This window comes from Kibdelosporangium philippinense (assembly GCF_021390435.2).
GTDB classification, from domain to species: Bacteria; Actinomycetota; Actinomycetes; order Mycobacteriales; family Pseudonocardiaceae; genus Kibdelosporangium; species Kibdelosporangium philippinense.
Genome location: NZ_JAJVCN010000005.1, coordinates 482,485 through 499,326, shown reverse-complemented (window position 1 = coordinate 499,326; position 16,842 = coordinate 482,485). Strand labels below are relative to the sequence as shown.

Annotated in this window: 17 protein-coding genes; 6 read left to right on the top strand and 11 right to left on the bottom strand. The window is 65.8% G+C overall.

The window, feature by feature from the left end; genetic code table 11:
• Window positions 1-5 precede the first annotated feature (5 nt).
• The gene (locus tag LWC34_RS55525) at window positions 6-1,349 is read right to left on the bottom strand and encodes an NYN domain-containing protein (RefSeq protein WP_372496868.1); all 1,344 of its coding nucleotides are present in this window, start codon (window positions 1,347-1,349) and stop codon (window positions 6-8) included.
• A 137-nt stretch (window positions 1,350-1,486) separates the two neighbouring features.
• Between LWC34_RS55525 and LWC34_RS55520 the strand changes: the two genes are divergently transcribed.
• Together LWC34_RS55520 and LWC34_RS55515 are read left to right on the top strand one after the other, a co-directional pair.
• Window positions 1,487-3,184 carry a DEDD exonuclease domain-containing protein gene (locus tag LWC34_RS55520; protein WP_233734837.1) on the top strand — a complete coding sequence of 566 codons (1,698 nt, stop codon included), beginning with the start codon at window positions 1,487-1,489 and terminating at the stop codon, window positions 3,182-3,184.
• Window positions 3,185-3,227: 43 nt separating this feature from the next.
• Window positions 3,228-3,728, top strand: coding sequence for a hypothetical protein (locus tag LWC34_RS55515; protein WP_233734835.1), 501 nt, complete (start codon window positions 3,228-3,230; stop codon window positions 3,726-3,728).
• Here the strand turns inward: LWC34_RS55515 and LWC34_RS55510 are convergent.
• Window positions 3,725-4,687 carry a helix-turn-helix domain-containing protein gene (locus tag LWC34_RS55510; protein WP_233734833.1) on the bottom strand — a complete coding sequence of 321 codons (963 nt, stop codon included), beginning with the start codon at window positions 4,685-4,687 and terminating at the stop codon, window positions 3,725-3,727. The two genes, LWC34_RS55515 and LWC34_RS55510, sit on opposite strands and share 4 nt — an antisense overlap.
• Window positions 4,688-4,740: 53 nt before the next feature.
• Between LWC34_RS55510 and LWC34_RS55505 the strand changes: the two genes are divergently transcribed.
• On the top strand, window positions 4,741-5,127 hold the full coding sequence (locus tag LWC34_RS55505) for a cupin domain-containing protein (RefSeq protein ID WP_233734831.1): 387 nt from the start codon (window positions 4,741-4,743) through the stop codon (window positions 5,125-5,127).
• Between the two features lie 38 nt (window positions 5,128-5,165).
• Complete coding sequence (locus LWC34_RS55500; RefSeq protein WP_233734829.1) at window positions 5,166-5,453, top strand: Lrp/AsnC family transcriptional regulator; 288 nt, start codon at window positions 5,166-5,168, stop codon at window positions 5,451-5,453.
• On the opposite strand, the gene qcrB (LWC34_RS55495) is transcribed toward LWC34_RS55500, so the two are convergent.
• The 6 genes from qcrB (LWC34_RS55495) to ctaE form a co-directional block, all read right to left on the bottom strand.
• The gene (gene qcrB / locus LWC34_RS55495; RefSeq protein ID WP_372496867.1) at window positions 5,450-6,994 is read right to left on the bottom strand and encodes a cytochrome bc1 complex cytochrome b subunit; all 1,545 of its coding nucleotides are present in this window, start codon (window positions 6,992-6,994) and stop codon (window positions 5,450-5,452) included. The two genes, LWC34_RS55500 and qcrB (LWC34_RS55495), sit on opposite strands and share 4 nt — an antisense overlap.
• Window positions 6,995-7,194: 200 nt before the next feature.
• Window positions 7,195-8,775, bottom strand: a complete 1,581-nt coding sequence (gene qcrB, locus LWC34_RS55490) for a cytochrome bc1 complex cytochrome b subunit (protein ID WP_308200321.1) — start codon at window positions 8,773-8,775, stop codon at window positions 7,195-7,197.
• A 216-nt stretch (window positions 8,776-8,991) separates the two neighbouring features.
• Window positions 8,992-10,647 (bottom strand): cytochrome bc1 complex cytochrome b subunit, encoded by a 1,656-nt coding sequence (qcrB, locus tag LWC34_RS55485; protein WP_233734827.1) that lies wholly within the window; start codon window positions 10,645-10,647, stop codon window positions 8,992-8,994.
• Window positions 10,644-11,783: a cytochrome bc1 complex Rieske iron-sulfur subunit gene (gene qcrA, locus LWC34_RS55480; RefSeq protein WP_233735032.1), complete on the bottom strand. Its 1,140-nt coding sequence runs from the start codon at window positions 11,781-11,783 to the stop codon at window positions 10,644-10,646. The genes qcrB (LWC34_RS55485) and qcrA overlap by 4 nt, the downstream gene beginning before the upstream one ends.
• Before the next feature lie 47 nt (window positions 11,784-11,830).
• On the bottom strand, window positions 11,831-12,670 hold the full coding sequence (gene qcrC, locus LWC34_RS55475) for a cytochrome bc1 complex diheme cytochrome c subunit (protein ID WP_233734825.1): 840 nt from the start codon (window positions 12,668-12,670) through the stop codon (window positions 11,831-11,833).
• Window positions 12,671-12,721: 51 nt separating this feature from the next.
• On the bottom strand, window positions 12,722-13,351 hold the full coding sequence (gene ctaE, locus LWC34_RS55470; protein ID WP_233734823.1) for an aa3-type cytochrome oxidase subunit III: 630 nt from the start codon (window positions 13,349-13,351) through the stop codon (window positions 12,722-12,724).
• Window positions 13,352-13,481: 130 nt separating this feature from the next.
• Between ctaE and LWC34_RS55465 the strand changes: the two genes are divergently transcribed.
• Both LWC34_RS55465 and trpD read left to right on the top strand, forming a co-directional pair.
• A complete protein-coding gene (locus tag LWC34_RS55465) occupies window positions 13,482-13,892 on the top strand; it encodes a hypothetical protein (protein WP_233734821.1) in 411 nt (136 codons plus the stop codon).
• Between the two features lie 69 nt (window positions 13,893-13,961).
• Window positions 13,962-15,002 (top strand): anthranilate phosphoribosyltransferase, encoded by a 1,041-nt coding sequence (gene trpD, locus LWC34_RS55460; RefSeq protein WP_233734819.1) that lies wholly within the window; start codon window positions 13,962-13,964, stop codon window positions 15,000-15,002.
• On the opposite strand, the gene LWC34_RS55455 is transcribed toward trpD, so the two are convergent.
• The 3 genes from LWC34_RS55455 to ctaC form a co-directional block, all read right to left on the bottom strand.
• Window positions 14,995-15,363, bottom strand: a complete 369-nt coding sequence (locus tag LWC34_RS55455; protein WP_233734818.1) for a DUF1989 domain-containing protein — start codon at window positions 15,361-15,363, stop codon at window positions 14,995-14,997. The genes trpD and LWC34_RS55455 overlap by 8 nt on opposite strands.
• 76 nt (window positions 15,364-15,439) lie before the next feature.
• Window positions 15,440-15,838, bottom strand: coding sequence for a cytochrome c oxidase subunit 4 (locus LWC34_RS55450; RefSeq protein ID WP_233734816.1), 399 nt, complete (start codon window positions 15,836-15,838; stop codon window positions 15,440-15,442).
• A gap of 19 nt (window positions 15,839-15,857) precedes the next feature.
• The gene (ctaC, locus tag LWC34_RS55445) at window positions 15,858-16,790 is read right to left on the bottom strand and encodes an aa3-type cytochrome oxidase subunit II (RefSeq protein ID WP_233734814.1); all 933 of its coding nucleotides are present in this window, start codon (window positions 16,788-16,790) and stop codon (window positions 15,858-15,860) included.
• Between the last annotated feature and the right edge of the window lie 52 nt (window positions 16,791-16,842).

Genomic DNA, 16,842 nt, shown 5'->3' with positions numbered 1-16,842 from the left:
TTGGGTTAGACGCGGCCGAGGCGGGAGAGGAGTACGGCTGAGGGCACTGGGTGGGCGCCGCGGCGACGGACTGAATCAGCCACGGCGCGGTCCGAGGTTACGACGACCACCGGGCGGCCTTCGGGCTCGGCGGCGACCAACGCGCGGATGACGTCGTCGGCCAGAACTCCGGGGTCGCTGAAGAGCACACGAACCCCGCGAGGTGCGGCCGCGGGAACGGCGACAACACCAGCGCCATCGAACACGAGCGTCACCTCGGCTGAGGTTCGTGCCGCGAGGGCTGACAGTTGGTGGGTCAGGCGCTCGCGTTGGTCAGCTAGGGGCAGGTCCGGGTAGCCCGTCTTCGTGACGTTGTAACCGTCCACCACCAGGTGCACGGAAGGCAACGCGAGCAGGCGGTCCAATGCAGCCGGGTCCTCGACGCGGCCGACGGTTCCCTGCGCGGCTGTGGCGCCGCGGACGAGGTCGGCGGGGCGGGGACCGCCGCCGCCGAGGGCGAGTTCGCGGCGGAGGCCGGTGACTGCTCCGTCCAATGTGTCCACTAGAAGGGCCAGGCGGACTTCGTCGGCTTGGCGGGCTTCGCGGGCTGATTGGCGGGCTACTTCGGCGTCAGCTTCCGCTCGGCGGGCCTTCTTTCGATCTGTTTCCGCGCGTTCGCGTTCTCTGTCCCGCTGGCTTGTCAGGTCGGCTATTTGGGCCGCTACTTCTTGGCGGAGGCGTTCCATCTCGTCCATCGCCGCCGCTGCCGCGTCTTTCGCTTCCCGCAGCTTCACGCCTTGCTCGCGCAAACGCTTGCGGAGGCGGTCGAGCTCTATTTCCGCGTCGGCTCTGATCAGGTCGGCCGCGCCTTGGACGACCTCCAGCTCTCCCCTGGTTTGCTTGAGTTCGTTCTCCAGGCGGTCGGCTCTGGTCAGGGCGGCGTCACGTTCGGCGCGCAGGACGGCGTCGCCCGCGCGACGGGAGACCAGCTCGATGTAGTGCACGGCCGTCTCGTCGCCCAACAGCACTGCGGCCGCGGCGGCTGAGACGGGTTCGGCGCCGCTTACTTCGAGCGCGCCGGGGCGGTGCTCGCGGCACCATTCGACCACCGCGGTACGGAAGCTGTTCGAGTTGCGCAGGGCCGCCATGATTGAGGCGCCGCCCAAGCGGGCACGCTTGGCCGGCGCGAACTTCGCCACCGCTCTGAGCTGCTGGGGGATGTCCACGCGGTTGAGGCCGCTGATCGCTTCGGCACCTATTTCGGCAAGACGGGACCGCACGGCATCGGGGATGCCGTCCCAGTCAAGCTCGGACGTCTCGGCGAGCTCGTCCATCGGCTCGTCGGTCTCGTCCTCTTCGCGCGGCGCCATCTCTCCAGGTTAGTTGGCTCAGGCAAAATTGACGCGATGGGTTCCGGTTTGCCCACATGGTGTCGCGCGCGGCCAAAAGCGCCGGTCAACCCGCCGCCATCCAAAACTGTCGGTGGGCGGCTCTAGTCTCCCGCGCGATGACTACGCAGCTGTCGTTCGACGAACTCGGCACGCCGTTGCGGACCACCACGTTCGTGGTCTTCGACCTGGAGACCACCGGTGGCAGCGCGGAGCAGGACTCGGTCACGGAGATCGGCGCGGTCAAGATCCGCGGCGGCGAGGTGATCGGCGAGTTCGCCACGCTTGTCGACCCTGGCCGGGGTATCCCGCAGGAGATCGTGGCGCTTACCGGCATCACCAACGCGATGGTCTACCAGGCGCCGCCGCTGATCGAGGTGCTGCCCGCCTTCCTCGAATTCGCCGCCGGGGCTGTGCTGGTCGCGCACAACTCGGGCTTCGACGTCAGCTTCCTGAAGGCCGCGTGCCGACGGTACGGCTACCACTGGCCGCGCCCCGCAGTCGTGTGCACGGCGCGTCTCGCGAGGCGTGTGCTGAGCCGGGAAGAGGCGCCGAGTTGCCGTCTGTCCGCCTTGGCCCAATTGTTCCGCGCGAGTACGACGCCTATTCACCGCGCGCTGGCTGACGCACGAGCGACCGTTGACGTGCTGCACGCATTGCTCGAACGCCTCGGGTCCGTCGGCGTGCAGTCGCTGGAAGAGCTGCTCGACTACATACCCGAGGTCACACCCGAGCAGCGCCGCAAACGCACACTCGCCGCGGACCTGCCGAGCGAGCCAGGCGTGTACATGTTCAGGGGACCGCGTGACGAGGTGTTGTATGTCGGCACCGCGTCCAACCTGCGCCGCCGCGTCCGTCAGTACTTCACGGCCAGTGAGACGCGTCGTCGCCTGCGTGAGATGGTCGGCCTCGCGGTCCGCGTCGACTCCGTGACCTGTTCGCACGCCCTCGAGGCAGAGGTCCGGGAGTTACGTCTGCTCGCTGCGCACAAGCCGACCTACAACCGGCGCTCTCGCAACAAGCACCAAGCGTGGTGGCTCACCCTGACAGACGAGGCGTTCCCGAGGCTGTCGGTTGTCCGCACACCCCGTGACGGCTCGCTAGGGCCGTTCCGGTCGCACCGCTCTGCCGAAGGCGCAGCGACCGCGTTGCAGGAGGGCACGGGCATACGGCCGTGCACCCAGCGCATCCCTGCACGGTCCCCGAAGGGCACGCCGTGTCTGTTGGCAGAGATTGGCCGCTGCGGGGCGCCGTGCGCTGGGCACCAGAGCGTCCACGAGTACCAGCCGTATGTGGAGGCAGTGCGCGGTTTGGTCGCGGGACACCGTGTGGACGCTTTGTGGCGTGCGGCCGCGCGGTTGATGCAGTTGTCGGAAGCGCAGCGTTTCGAACAGGCCGCCGAGGGGCGCGACCGGCTGGCTGTGCTCGTGCGCACGCTTGACCGCAGTCAACGCCTCGCGGCGCTCGCCTCGATCAGCGAGCTCGTCGCGGCACGACCAGACGGCACCGGAGGCTGGGACTTCGCTGTGGTCCGGCACGGCAGGCTCGCGTCGGCAGGCAACGCTCCACGCGGCGTATCGCCCATGCCGGTCGTCGAGATGCTTGTGTCGTCCGCAGAGACCGTCATCCCGTCAGACGGCCCGCTGTACGGCGCGCCGCACGAAGAGGTCGGGGCAGTCCTGCGTTGGCTTGAGAAGCCCGGCACGCGGATGGTCCAGTCCACATCTCCTTGGACGGTCCCGGCGGCTTCGGCGGCGAGCTGGCAGCAATGGCTGAAGCGCGCGGAATCAGCTTGGGGCGGACCGCAGCTGGAATGAACTCGATAGCCTGCGATCACCAACAAAATATGAGGGGGTTTCAGTGCGCATCATCGCGCGCGCTTTCGCGCTGGCCGCTGGGGGTTTGTTGACATTCGGGGCAGCTTCGGCCGCAGCACAGGACTCGGTGGGTGCCTTCACCTTCAGCACCGAACAAGGTGCGTTTCCCACGTACATCCAGCCCGACACCTGGTACAACGTGAACGTCTTCCAGTACGACGGGCTGCTCAACCTCGACGGCGAAAGCGCCGACGGCTTCGAGTGGATGCGGGTCGAGCTCAGCCCCGGCGACCAACTGACGACCGGGAGATACGAGAACGTCCGCTCGATCGGCGAGAACCCGACCGGTGTCGGTATCAGGGTGATCGCCGGAGGCCGCTCCGGGGCTCTCTCCTGCGGAGACGACTACGCCACCGTCGACATCCAGGAACTTGAGCGCACCGCGGACGGCAACGTGACCCGCTTCGCCGCCGATATCGATCACCACTGCGGCTCGCCGACCGCACCGGCGCTGCGCGTCCTGGTGAAGTACGACGAGCGCTAGACCGGGCCGAACCTGCGGCGGTACGCGGAGGGAGTCAACCCCGTGTGCCGCCGCAGTTGTATCCGCAGGTTGGCGGATGTGCCGAACCCGCTTTCCCTGGCTACCAGCTCCAACCGCAGCTCGCCGCGCTCAATCAGCCGGCAGGCCAACGAAATGCGTTCACTGGTCAGCCATGCCAACGGTGTTGTGCCGAGTTCGGTACGGAACCGGCGATGCAAGGTCGCCTGGCTGGTAGCCGCGTGGGACGCCAGGTCAGCCACGGTCAACGGCTGATCCAGCTGCGAGCGCGCCCATTCCAGGACAGGCGCCAGTGACGTGTCCGGGACCTCCGGAACCGGGCGCTCGACGAACTGCCGCTGGCCACCGTCCCGGCGGCCGGTGAACACGAGCCTGCGGCTCACCGCGTTGGCAACCTCCGCCCCATGATCGCGGTGGATCAGGTGCAAACCGAGGTCCAAAGCGGCCGCGCTGCCTGCCGCGGTCAGAACATTGCCGTCATCGATGAAAAGCACGTCGGGTTCAAGATGGACAGACGGGTACCGTGCCACGAATTCGTCCGCCCACTGCCAATGTGTGGTCGCGCGGCGTCCATCCAGGACACCCGCGGCGGCCAATGCGAAAGTCCCCGTGCAGAAGCTGACCAACCGGGCGCCACGGTCCGCCGCGCGAGAGATCGCCGACAGGACCGCGGGACCGGGCTTGTCCAACGGATCTGGGCGGTTCGGGACGATCACGGTGTCCGCCTCGTCCACCGCCTCAAGGCCCGCGATGCCGGTCATCGTGAACATTCCAAGATGCATCGGCACGCTGGGGTCCGCCGCGCAGAGCGTGAACGTGTACCAGTCCCGGTCCAGTTCTGGCCGCCTGAGGCCGAACAGTTCGGTGGCGACGCCGAGTTCGAACGGGTTCGAGCCCTCGTCGACGATCACCACGACCCGGTGCGAGGATTCTTTCGGCATATGCGATTCCTAGCACTCACGGCGGCAAAACACCAGGTAGCAGGATCGTGGGCATGAATCCGATCGACCTGACCACCGCACTGGAGAGCTTCGAGACGCCTTGGAGCCCGCGGATCATCGCGTACATCAACAACTACGACGTGCGGATCGCCAAGTTCGCTGGCGAGCACGTCTGGCACGTGCACGAAGACACCGACGAGTTCTTCCTGGTCCTGGCCGGTGAGATCGAAATCGGGCTGCGCGAGGACGCCGGAGAACGGACCGTAACGCTGCGCCAGGGGCAGGTATTCGTCGTTCCGCGCGGCACGTTCCACAAGCCGTCGGCCAAGCTTGGCGCGTCGGTCCTGCTGGTCGAGCCGACCGGGACGTTGTCCGTGGGTGATCAACACGACGACGTGCCAGGGCACATCGACGTCACCACTGGTCACGTCGCGGTCTAGTCTCTGTGCCAGGCACAGCAGATCCAGGGAGGACACCCGTGATCAAGGCGATCGTGATGATCCAGGTGAATGCGGACAGCATTCCCGAGACCGCGCAGGCAATCGCCGACGTCCCCGGCGTCACCGAGGTGTACTCGTGCGCCGGTGACGTCGACCTGATCGCGATCATGGGCGTGCCGAAGCACGAGGACCTCGCAGAGCTGATTCCCGGCCGGATCAGCAAGATCCCCGGTGTGGTCGCGACCGACACGCACATCGCGTTCCGGTCCTACTCCAGCCAGGACACCGAAGCCGCCTTCTCGATCGGCTCAGAAGACGCGGACTAGTTGTTGGGCGCCTTGATTTCCTCGGGAGGGTCCGGGGTGAGCAAGGCGCCTTTCACCGGCCGGCCCGCCGCGCCGAGTTTGTTCATTTTCTTCGGCACGGCCGCGCCTTGATACGTCAGCGGACGGTCGCTGAGCGGCTGGTGCACCTCGATGAACTCGCCGTGCGGCAACCGTTTGATGATGCCGGTCTCGATACCGTGTTCCAGGACGTCACGGTCGGAGTGCTGCAAACCAAGGCAGATCCGGTAGGTGATGAAGTACACCAAGGGCGGCAACACAAGCAGGCCGATCCGGCCCATCCACATCGTGGCGTTCAACGAGATGTGGAACTTGACCGCGATGACATCGTTCGCCCCGGCCAACAGCATCACCATGAAGTACGTGATCGCCATCATGCCAAGCGAAGTGCGGACCGGCACGTCCCGTGGACGCTGCAACAGGTTGTGGTGCGCGTCGTCTTTGGTGAACCTTCGCTCGATCCACGGCCAGAACGAAGCGACGCCGGTGAGCAGCGGCAGGCCGAGAATGAACGGCCAGAACGCCGCCGGGATCATGTAGTCACCGAGGTAGATCTCCCACGCGGGCCACAGCCGCACCAGGCCGTCCGTCCACGCCATGTACCAGTCCGGCGCGATGCCCGCGGAGATGTGCGCGGTGTTGAACGGCCCGAAGTTCCAGATCGGGTTGATCTGGAACAGGCCACCGAGCAACGCGCACACCGCGACCACGATCACGAAGAACGCCCCGGCTTTCAGCGCGAAGTACGGCATGATCCGCACACCGACCACATTGGACTCTTTGCGCCGCACGCCTGGGAACTGGGTGTGTTTCTGGTACCAGACAAGCGCCAGGTGCACGGTGATCAGCCCGAGCAGAAGCGCGGGGACGATCAGGATGTGCGCGGAGTAGATGAACGGGATGAACTCGTCGCCAGGGAATTCGCCACGGAACAGCAAGGCGTTCACCCAGGTCCCGATGACCGGAATGGACAAGATCAGCCCGGACGTGACCCTGATGCCCGCGCCGGAGAGCAGGTCGTCGGGCAGGGAGTAGCCGGTGAGGCCTTCGATCACGGCGAGCATGAGGATGACCATGCCGATCACCCAGTTCGCCTCACGCGGCCGCCGGAACCCACCGGTGAAGAAAACCCGGAACGTGTGCAGCACGGTCGATGCCACGAAAAGCAGCGCGGCCCAGTGGTGAATCTGGCGGACGAACAAGCCGCCGCGCACGTCGAAGGAGATGTTCAACGCTGACTCGTACGCCCGGGACATCCCGACGCCACGCAGGTTCGTGAACGCACCCTGGTACTCCACGTGCTGCATCGACGGATCGAAGAACAACGCCAGATAGGTTCCGGACAACAGCAGCACGATGAAGCTGTACAACGCCACTTCACCGAGCAGGAACGACCAGTGCGTCGGGAAGACCTTGTTCATCTGCAGCCGCAGCCAACTCGCGCCGTGCAACCGGTCGTCCGCCCAGTTGCCCATTTTCGCCAGTCGGCTCTGTGGCTTCGCTGGCGTCGTCACTCCACCCACAGGCCCGATTCTGTCCACGGTGGACACCGGCACCTAGGGACCTAGGTCCCACACCTGACCTGGGGAAATGCGTGGTGGTCCAGCCCTGAGGCGGGAACATCGGAAGCGATCGCGGGCCAATGGCGTGCCCAGGTTCTGTCGTGAGTGGTTATCAGTGTTAGAACACGCATAACCACTCACGAGGGTGGACCAGGGGATTGTCAGGGTTCGCGGTCGGTCGCGCGGGCCGCTTCGAGGGCCTTGGTCTCCTCAATGGGATCTGGGGCCAGCAATGTTCCCGCCACGGGCCGTCCCGCTGAGCCGAGCTTGTTCATCTTCTTCGGCACAGCCGTGCCTTGATAGGCCAAGGGGCGGTCGCTGAGCGGCTGGTGCACCTCGATGAACTCGCCGTGCGGCAACCGTTTGATGATCCCGGTCTCCACACCGTGCGCCAGCACCTCACGATCCGAATGCTGCAAGCCGAGACAGATCCGGTAGGTGATGAAATACGCCAACGGCGGCAACACAAGCAGCCCGATCCGGCCCATCCACGTGGTCGCGTTCAGGGAGATGTCGAATTTCTCCGCGAACACGTCGTTCGCCGCGGACAGCAGCATCACCATGAAGTACGTGATCGCCATGGCGCCCAACGAAGTCCGGACCGGCACGTCCCTCGGTCGCTGCAACAGGTTGTGGTGCGCGTAATCCTTGGTGAACTTCCGCTCGATCCACGGATAGACCGCGGCCAGCCCGACAAGCAACGGCAGCCCGAGGACGAACGGGAAGAACGCGGCCGGGATCGTGTAGTCCCAGAACGAGATCTCCCACGCTGGCCACAGCCGGACCAATCCGTCCGTCCACGCCATGTACCAGTCGGGCACGATCCCTGCCGAAATGTGCGCGGTGTTGAACGGCCCGAAGTTCCAGATCGGGTTGATCTGGAACAAGCCACCCAACAACGCGATCACGCCGACCACGATCGCGAAGAAACCGCCGCCCTTCAACGAGAAGTACGGCATGATCCGCACACCGACCACATTGGACTCCTTGCGCAGGTGCCCTGGGAACTGGGTGTGCTTCTGGTACCAGACCAGGCCGACGTGCACCGCGATCAACGCGAGCAGGATGCCGGGAATGATCAGGATGTGGGCCGTGTAGATGAACGGGATGAACTCCTCGCCAGGGAATTCGCCACGGAACAGCAGCCAGTTCAGCCAGGTGCCGATCACCGGGATCGACATGATCAGCCCGGACGTCACCCGGATTCCCGCGCCGGACAGCAGATCGTCCGGCAGCGAGTACCCCGTCAGGCCTTCGACCGTGCCGATCGCGAAGATCAGGATCCCGATCACCCAGTTCGCCTCACGCGGCCGCCGGAACGCGCCGGTGAAGAACGTCCGGAACATGTGCAGTACCAGGGCAGCCATGAACAGCAACGCGGCCCAGTGGTGCACCTGGCGGACGAACAAGCCGCCGCGTACCTCGAAGGAAATGTTCAACGCGGACTCGTACGCCCGGGACATCCCGACGCCACGCAGGTTCGCGAAGGCCCCTTGGTACTCCACGTGCTGCATCGACGGATCGAAGAACAGAGCCAGGTAGGTCCCGGAAAGCAGGAGCACGATGAAGCTGTACAACGCCACTTCACCGAGCAGGAACGACCAGTGCGTCGGAAACACCTTGTTCAACTGGCGTCGCAGACCACCGGCAGCGTGCAGCCGGTCGTCGGCCCAGTTGCCTGCCGCGGCCGCGCCTTTCGCGGCCCGGTTTGTTCCCTTTGTCGGTGTGGTCAGTCCGCTCACGGCGCCTCCCCTGGTCCCCGGTTTCCATTCTGTTCACCGCGAATACCTGGGCCACAGGGACGTAGGTCCCGATTAAGACAGGACTTCTCCCGGGAATCACCCCTGGTCAGACCTCGTGAGTGGTTAGCAGGGTTAGAACACGCATAACCACTCACGAGGGGTGAGCAGCAAAGAACCCCCTCCCGGCATCGGGAGGGGGTTCTTTGGGATCTCAGGTCACTCGGCGGGGCCGCCGCCACCTGGGGCGTGACCGTTGCCGTGACCGTTGCCGTGCCCGTTGTGCTGTGCGGCACGGGCCGACTCCAGCGCCCTGGTCTCTTCGACCGGGTCCGGACTGAGCAGTGTTCCCTTGACCGGACGTCCGGCGGAGCCGAGCTTGTTCATCTTCTTCGGCACCGCCGCGCCTTGGTAGGCGAGCGGGATCGGGTGGCCGTGGTCGTCGACCGGGCCGAGCGGCTGGTGCAGCTCGATGAACTCACCGTGCGGCAGCCGCTTGATGATGCCGGTCTCCACACCGTGCGCCAGGACCTCACGGTCGGCGTGCTGCAGGCCGAGGCAGATCCGGTAGGTGATGAAGTACGCCAGCGGCGGCAGGACCAGCAGGCCGATCCGGCCCATCCAGGTCGTCGCGTTCAGCGAGATGTCGAACTTCTCCGCAAGCACGTCGTTCGCGGCCGACAGCAGCGCGACCATGAAGTACGTGATGGCCATGGCACCCAGCGAGGTGCGGACCGGCACGTCACGCGGACGCTGCAACAGGTTGTGGTGCGCGTAGTCCTTTGTGAACTTCCGCTCGATCCACGGGTACACCGCCGCGATACCGGTCAGCAACGGCAGACCGAGCATGAACGGGAAGAACGCCGCCGGGATCATGTAGTCCCCGAGGTAGATCTCCCACGCGGGCCACAACCGGATCAGACCGTCCGTCCAGCCCATGTACCAGTCGGGCACGGTTCCCGCGGAGATGTGCGCCGGGTTGAACGGGCCGAAGTTCCAGATCGGGTTGATCTGGAAAAGGCCACCGAGCAGCGCGATCACACCGACGACGATGGCGAAGAAGCCGCCGCCCTTCAGCGAGAAGTACGGCATGATCCGGACACCGATGACGTTCTTCTCGGTCCGCATGACACCGGGGAACTGCGTGTGCTTCTGGTACCAGACCAGGCCGACGTGCACGGCGACAAGGCCGAGCAGGATCGCGGGCACCAGCAGGATGTGCGCGGTGTAGAGCATCGGGATGACTTCTTCACCGGGGAACTCACCCCGGAACAGCAGCCAGTTCACCCAGGTGCCGATCACCGGCAGCGAGAGAATGAGTCCCGACATGATCCGCAGGCCCGCACCGGAGAGCAGGTCGTCCGGCAGCGAGTAGCCCGCGAAGCCCTCGATGGCGCCGAGCATGAACAGCAGGATGCCGATGACCCAGTTCGTCTCACGCGGGCGACGGAACGCGCCGGTGAAGAACACGCGGAACATGTGCAGCACGATCGCGGCCATGAACAGCAGCGCCGCCCAGTGGTGCACCTGGCGGACGAACAGACCGCCCCGCACCTCGAACGACAGGTTCAGCGCCGTCTCGTAGGCCCGCGACATGCCAAGACCACGCAGGTTGGTGAACGCGCCCTGGTACTCGACGTGCTGCATCGACGGGTCGAAGAACAGCGCGAGGTACGTACCCGAGAGCAGCAGCACGATGAAGCTGTACAGCGCCACTTCACCGAGCAGGAACGACCAGTGCGTCGGGAAGACCTTGTTCAGCTGCTTGCGCAGGCCACCGGCCGCGTGCAGCCGGTCATCGGCCCAGTTGCCAGCCGCGGCGGCGATCTTGGCCGCCGGGTTGGCCTGTTTGGTTGGCGTGGTGAGACCGCTCATGACTTACGCTCCCAGAAGGCCGGTCCGACAGCCTCGTTGAAGTCGTGTCGGGCATAAAGGTAACCCGTTTCCGCGTCAACCTCGATGGGCAGCTGCGCCAGCTTGCGCGTGGCCGGCCCGAAGATCGGCTTGGCGTACTGCAACGCGTCGAACTGCGACTGGTGGCAGGGGCACAGGATCCGGTTGGTCCGCTGCTCGTACAGCGAAGTCGGGCAGCCGAGGTGGCTGCAGATCTTCGTGTACGCGTAGTAGTCGCCGAAGTTGAAGTCTTCCTGGCCCTGGTGCTTGACCACCCGCTTGGCGTCCTCGGGACGCAGGCGGATGAGCATCACCGGGTTGTCCGAGCGGCGCAGTGCCTCGACCAGCTCGTGCTCGTCGACCCGCTCGGTACCGGCCAGCATGCCTTCCAGCTTGGCGTAGTCCACACCGCCGGACGCGTTCTTCGGGGCGTGGAACGGGAACACCGTCTCCATCGCGCCCGCGTCCAGGTCCTCCGGCTTGACCAGCTCGAGTGCGTGCGCGTCACCGGTGTCGCGGCGCAGGAACACGCGCTCGCCGTCGGGCGCCAGCCAGCCGGTGTGCCACAGGCCGTTCTCGTTGGTCGAGTCCTTGTGCGGGTTGTGGATCAGGCTGCCCAGCGGCAACGCGGCCGTGGCCAGTCCGAACGCACCCGCGCCGAACAGCGCCGAACGCTTGATGATCGAGCGGCGGGCGATCGTGCTGCGGTCACCGGCGTCGGCAAGGTGCGCCACGAAGGTCTGCCGATCGAGCTCGGTCGAGCGACCCTCGTGCCGCTGCTGCACCGCGACCTCGTGGGGCAGGAACTTCTTGGCGTACATGACCACGCCGACACCCACGCCGAGGATCGACAGACCGAGGGTCAGGCCGAGCAACGGCGTGTACAGCAGGTACAGCAGGTGACCGTCGGTGTTGGCCGGTGCGTAGTGCCACGGCCACCACAGGAACACGCCGATGAACGCGAGACCGGCGATCCCGGCGAGGGTGAACCAGGCGGCGACGGCGCGCTCGGCGCGCTTCTCCGCCTTGGTGCCCTTGACCGGCCACGGGTCGGTGTACTCGACCAGTTCGACGTCGTCGAGCTTGCCGCCCAGCTTCAGCAGCTGGTCACGGTCCATATCGGCGAGCTCGGCCTCGGTCGGCAGGCCTTCTTTGTTCTGCTCGCTCACGACTTGGCTCCGATCCACAACGTGATGCCAATCAGCGCAGCCATCCCCACGATGAACGCGATCAGGCCCTCAGACTGTGGTCCGAGCCCACCCAGTGGCGCGCCACCTGGGTTGTTGTTCCCGTCGGTCACCGACTTGACGTACGCGATGATGTCCTTCTTCTCCTCCGGCGAGAGCTGGCGGTCGGAGAACTTCGGCATGTTCTGCGGACCGGACAGCATCGCCGCGTACAGCTGCTCCTCGGTCGCCGGGTCGAGTTCGGGCGCGAACTTGCCGGACGACAAGGCACCACCACGGCCGGTGAAGTTGTGGCAAGAGGCGCAGTTCATCCGGAACAGCTCGCCACCGCGCGCCGGGTTGTCCCCACGCAGCTGCTGGCCGTGCTCCTCCGGCAGCTTCGGGCCGCCAGCGCCCTTCGACTCGATGTACGCGATGACCGCGTCGATCTCCTCGGGCGACAGCTTCGGTGGCTTGCGCTCGGCCTGCGCGGTCTGCGCGGCCATCGGCATCCGGCCGGTCGAGGTCTGGAAGTACACCGCGGCCTCACCGATGCCGATCAGGCTCGGGCCGCGGTCCTTCACGCCCTGGCCGCCATCACCGTGGCAGCTGATGCAGGTGTTGTTGTAGATCTGCTCGCCCTTGCGGACCAGCGCCGGATCCTGCGCGGCGATCGCTGTCTGCGGCTCAGGGGCGAGCCCCGCGTACAGGCCGCCGACGCCGATCAACGCGAAAGCCAGGGCAAGCAGGCCGGAGATCCGCCGGCGCCGCTTGGAGGAGCGGGCTTTTTTACGCGCCGCCTTGCTCTCCCCGGCGGCTTCCGCCTTCTTACTCGTCATGGTGATGGGCAACCTTGCTGGAGAAGTCAGTTCGGGTTGGTGATGCGTCGATCAGGGAACGATGTAGATGACGGCGAAAAGCCCGATCCACACGATGTCGACGAAGTGCCAGTAGTACGAGACCACGATCGCGGCGGTGGCCTGCGCGGGCGTGAACTTGCTCATCCGGGTGCGGATCAGCAGGTAGACGAACGCGATCAGACCGCCGATCACGTGCAGACCGTGGAAGCCTGTGGTGAGGTAGAAGACCGTGCCGAACCCGCCGGACGGGATGGTCACGCCCTCCTGGATCAGCTTGAAGTACTCGATGCCCTGGCCGGCGACGAAGACCGCGCCCATCACCAGAGTCAGCGTGTACCAGCGCCGCAGGCCGAACACGTCGCCCTTCTCGGCGGCGAACACACCGAGCTGGCAGGTGACCGACGAGAGGATCAGGATCGCCGTGAACGGCGTGGCGAACGGCAGGTCCAGGTGGATCGGCTCGCCGCCGGGATGAAGTGGGGGCGGCCAGTGACCGGTGGAGTTCTGCGCCTTCACCGTGAAGAACATGGCGAACAGCCCGGCGAAGAACATCAGCTCACTGGACAGCCACACGATGGTGCCCACACTGACCATGTTCGGCCGGTTCAGCGAGTGCACGCGCTGGCTGATCGAAGGCGTAGCTGTTGTCACGCGACGCATTATGTCTTGCGGTTATCCGCCTCGCCCGGTCGGGTACCGGTTGGGTCGCGGGCCGTGTCGCTGCCCCGTGGCGATAGCATTCGACTGGTCGTGATCAGGCCTAGTGAGAGAGCCGGAGGGCGCTGAAGAGATGAGTACGCAGCCGCTGACGATTCTGGTCTTCAGCCACCGGCCGGAGGTGCGGGAGAGCATCATCACAGCCGTCGGTCGCCGCCCGGCCGCTGACCTCGGACGGGTGACGTTCGTCGAGGCCGAAACGGTCGCCGACGTCATCTACCACATGGACGCGGGCGACTCCGACCTCGCGATCCTCGACGGCGAGGCGCAGCCGACCGGCGGCATGGGACTGTGCCGCCAGTTGAAGAACGAGATCGACGACTGCCCGCCGATCGTGATCGCGGTGCGTCGCAAGGACGACCGGTGGCTGGCGACCTGGTCGCAGGCCGACGCCGTGCTCGTGCACCCGCTCGACCCGCTGACCGCCGCTGAGACGGTCGCGGACGTGCTGCGGTCGCACACCCTGCCGACCGTTCGCGGCTGAGCTCGTGCCTGTTTTCCACTGCGGTCATTCCCGTCGCACGGACGGGCGGCTTTGGTGGATGATTCGGCCATGACGCGCGACACCTGGCCTGCGCTGCTCAACCACTTGGTCGTCGGCGGCGACCTGACCGCCGACGACACCTCATGGGCCATGAACGAGATCATGTCCGGCAACGCGACGAACGCCCAGATCGCGGGGTTCGCGGTCGGCCTGCGCTCGAAGGGCGAGACGCCCGACGAGATCTCCGGTATGGCAGCCGGAATGCTTCGGCACGCGACCCGGGTCTCGGTGACCGGGCGGGCTGTGGACGTGGTCGGCACGGGTGGTGACCGGTCCGGCAGCGTGAACATCTCGACGATGAGCGCCATCGTGACCGCGGCCGCCGGGGTGCCAGTGGTCAAGCACGGCAACCGTTCGGCGTCGTCCAAGGCCGGAACCGCCGATGTGCTTGAGGTCCTCGGCGTCGCGATCGGACTTGGGCCTGCCGAGGTCGCGCAGTGCGTTGACGAACTGAGCATCGGGTTCTGCTTCGCGCCTCGGTTCCACCCGGCTTTGCGGCACGCCGGTCCGGTGCGCTCGGAGCTGGGGATTCCCACGGCTTTCAACGTGCTCGGGCCGTTGACCAACCCGGCTCAGCCCGCTTCGGGCTTGATCGGATGCGCTTTTGAACGTCTGGCTCCCGTGATGGCCGAGGTTTTCGCACTGCGCGGTGCGTCTGTGCTGGTCGTGCGCGGTGATGACGGGCTCGACGAGATCACCACGTGCGCAACGACTTCGGCCTGGGTGGTCGACGGCGGCACGGTGACGCGTGAACGTATCGATCCGGCCACATTTGGACTGGACCTCTGCACACCCGAAGATCTCCGCGGCGGGGACGCCAAGCACAACGCCGAGGTGGTCCGCCAGGTGCTGGCTGGCGAGGAGGGCCACGTCCGCAACGCCGTGCTGCTGAACGCCGCGGGCGCCGTGGCGGCTTATCGGGGCTTCACCGGGGATCTGGCGGCCGATATCGCCGCTGGGCTGTCACAGGTCGCCGAGGCGGTGGATTCGGGCGCGGCGACGAGCCTGCTTGAGCGCTGGGCCGCGGTGTCGAGCGCGCTGGCTAAGTGATTTCGACCTGCAGTGCCTTCGTCTGACCGCCGTTGACGCCTTCCGTGGCGCACGCGGTGACCGCGACAAAAAGGTCGCGCTCGGCGGTCAGGGTCATGCTTTTGCCTTGTGTCGTGAGGGGCGGCTCGATCTTGAGCTGCCCATTCTCGTCGACAACGGATCGCATGAAGAAGTTGAAGGCGATGGTCACGGTGGATTCGGGCACGCCGAATTCGGCAAGTGATCGCGTGAGGTTCGTGAAGCAGTTCGGGCGTGGTCCGGTGGCACCGTATTGGATTTCGAACATTTCCTGGCTGCATGGCGCGTAGAGGAAGTCATGCGCGGCCACCTGGTCTTCCACTTTAAAAGCCGTGAAGGCCACCCTCGCGGCGTCCAACGCGTCAAGGGAGGCCCTCACGCGTCCAACGCCGGAAGGGTGGCCTTCACGGCAAAAAGGTTCAGTCCTTGTCGGGCTGGGTGTGGTACTCGAAGACCAGGCCGCCGACCGTGATCAGGATGCAGACGATCCCGATCACCAGCAGCCAGATGTGGAAGTACGCCAGCGCGAACCCGGTCAGCGCGGCCGACGCGGCCAAACCGACCGGCCAGTAGCTGCCCGGGCTGAAGAAGCCCAGCTCACCGGCGCCATCGCTGACCTCGGCCTCCGGGTTGTCCTCCGGCCGCTCCTCGACGCGGCGCGCCACGAAGCTGAAGTAGCTGCCGACGATCAGCGACAGGCCACCGGTCAGGGTCAGCCCGACGATCCCGACCACCTCTTTGGCCCAGAAGCCGTAGAGGATGGCCGCGAAGAAGAAGAACGCCGTGCAGATGTGGAAGATTTTGGCTTCGACCTTCATGGTTCTCTCTCCCTGCCCGTCAGCCCGAAGCCGTGCGCGCGGTGCGGTCGGGGTTGAACGGCGACGTCGTCACCGCGTACGGGGTGCACAGCTGGCCGCAGTTCATCTGGGTCAGCGCCTCGGAAGCGGTGTACAGCGCGTTGGTGCGTGGGTTGATCTGGCCACGCAGCCGCAGATACTGGTCGAACAGCTCGCCAGGCAGCGCGCGGAGCTCGAAGTTCATGAACGCGTGGTACGAGCCGCAGAGCTCGGCACAGCGACCGACGAACGAACCAGGCCGGTCGATCTTGTTCTGGAACGTGTTGTCCTGGTTGTTCTTCTCCGGGTACGGGAACACGTCCCGCTTGAAGTGCATCTCCGGCACGTAGAACGAGTGGATCACGTCCCTGGACCGCAGCTGGTACTCCACCGTCCGCCCGGCAGGCACGACCAGCAGCGGGATCTGGTTGGTGCTGCCGACCGTGTGCACCTCGCCGCCGCCCTGAACCGTCGGCTTGACGCCGCCCGACTCCAGGTAGCTGAAGTCCCAGTTCCACTGGAACGCCAGCGCCTGCACCTTCAGGTCCGGCTTGTCCGTCTTGGCGAGCACGCGGTTCTCGGTGCTCGCGGTGAACACGAACAGCACGACCACGATGATCACCGGCACACCGGTGTAGATCAGCTCCAGCACGTTGTTGTACTGGGTCTGCCGGGGCAGTTTGTCGGACTTCTTGCGGTGGAAAATGACCGGCCACAGGATCAGCACCCACGTGATCACACCGACGATCAGTGAGGCGATCACCGCCCCTGTCCACAGATTGCGCATGTCGTCGGCCTGCTCGGTGACGCCGACGGGCCATCCGAACCGCAGCACCTCATCGGTCGAGCAGCCGGTCGCCGCGAACGCGACCAGGCCGACCAGCCCGATGACCTTGGCCAGCCTGCGCTTGCGCGAGCGCTCCTCTTGGCCCACCGTTCGCTCTCCTCCTTGCCGCGACTTGCAGTGATACTTACCCTGCAAGCAA

Coding starts and splice junctions, on each gene's coding strand:
- qcrA (WP_233735032.1), bottom strand. CDS start 11,783: ATGGACCGTGACCAGCTGCTGAAGCTGGGCGGCAAGCTCGACGACGTC.
- LWC34_RS55520 (WP_233734837.1), top strand. CDS start 1,487: ATGACTACGCAGCTGTCGTTCGACGAACTCGGCACGCCGTTGCGGACC.
- LWC34_RS55450 (WP_233734816.1), bottom strand. CDS start 15,838: ATGAAGGTCGAAGCCAAAATCTTCCACATCTGCACGGCGTTCTTCTTC.
- LWC34_RS55465 (WP_233734821.1), top strand. CDS start 13,482: ATGAGTACGCAGCCGCTGACGATTCTGGTCTTCAGCCACCGGCCGGAG.
- qcrB (WP_233734827.1), bottom strand. CDS start 10,647: ATGAGCGGTCTCACCACGCCAACCAAACAGGCCAACCCGGCGGCCAAG.
- LWC34_RS55510 (WP_233734833.1), bottom strand. CDS start 4,687: ATGCCGAAAGAATCCTCGCACCGGGTCGTGGTGATCGTCGACGAGGGC.
- ctaE (WP_233734823.1), bottom strand. CDS start 13,351: ATGCGTCGCGTGACAACAGCTACGCCTTCGATCAGCCAGCGCGTGCAC.
- trpD (WP_233734819.1), top strand. CDS start 13,962: ATGACGCGCGACACCTGGCCTGCGCTGCTCAACCACTTGGTCGTCGGC.
- LWC34_RS55505 (WP_233734831.1), top strand. CDS start 4,741: ATGAATCCGATCGACCTGACCACCGCACTGGAGAGCTTCGAGACGCCT.
- LWC34_RS55525 (WP_372496868.1), bottom strand. CDS start 1,349: ATGGCGCCGCGCGAAGAGGACGAGACCGACGAGCCGATGGACGAGCTC.
- qcrC (WP_233734825.1), bottom strand. CDS start 12,670: ATGACGAGTAAGAAGGCGGAAGCCGCCGGGGAGAGCAAGGCGGCGCGT.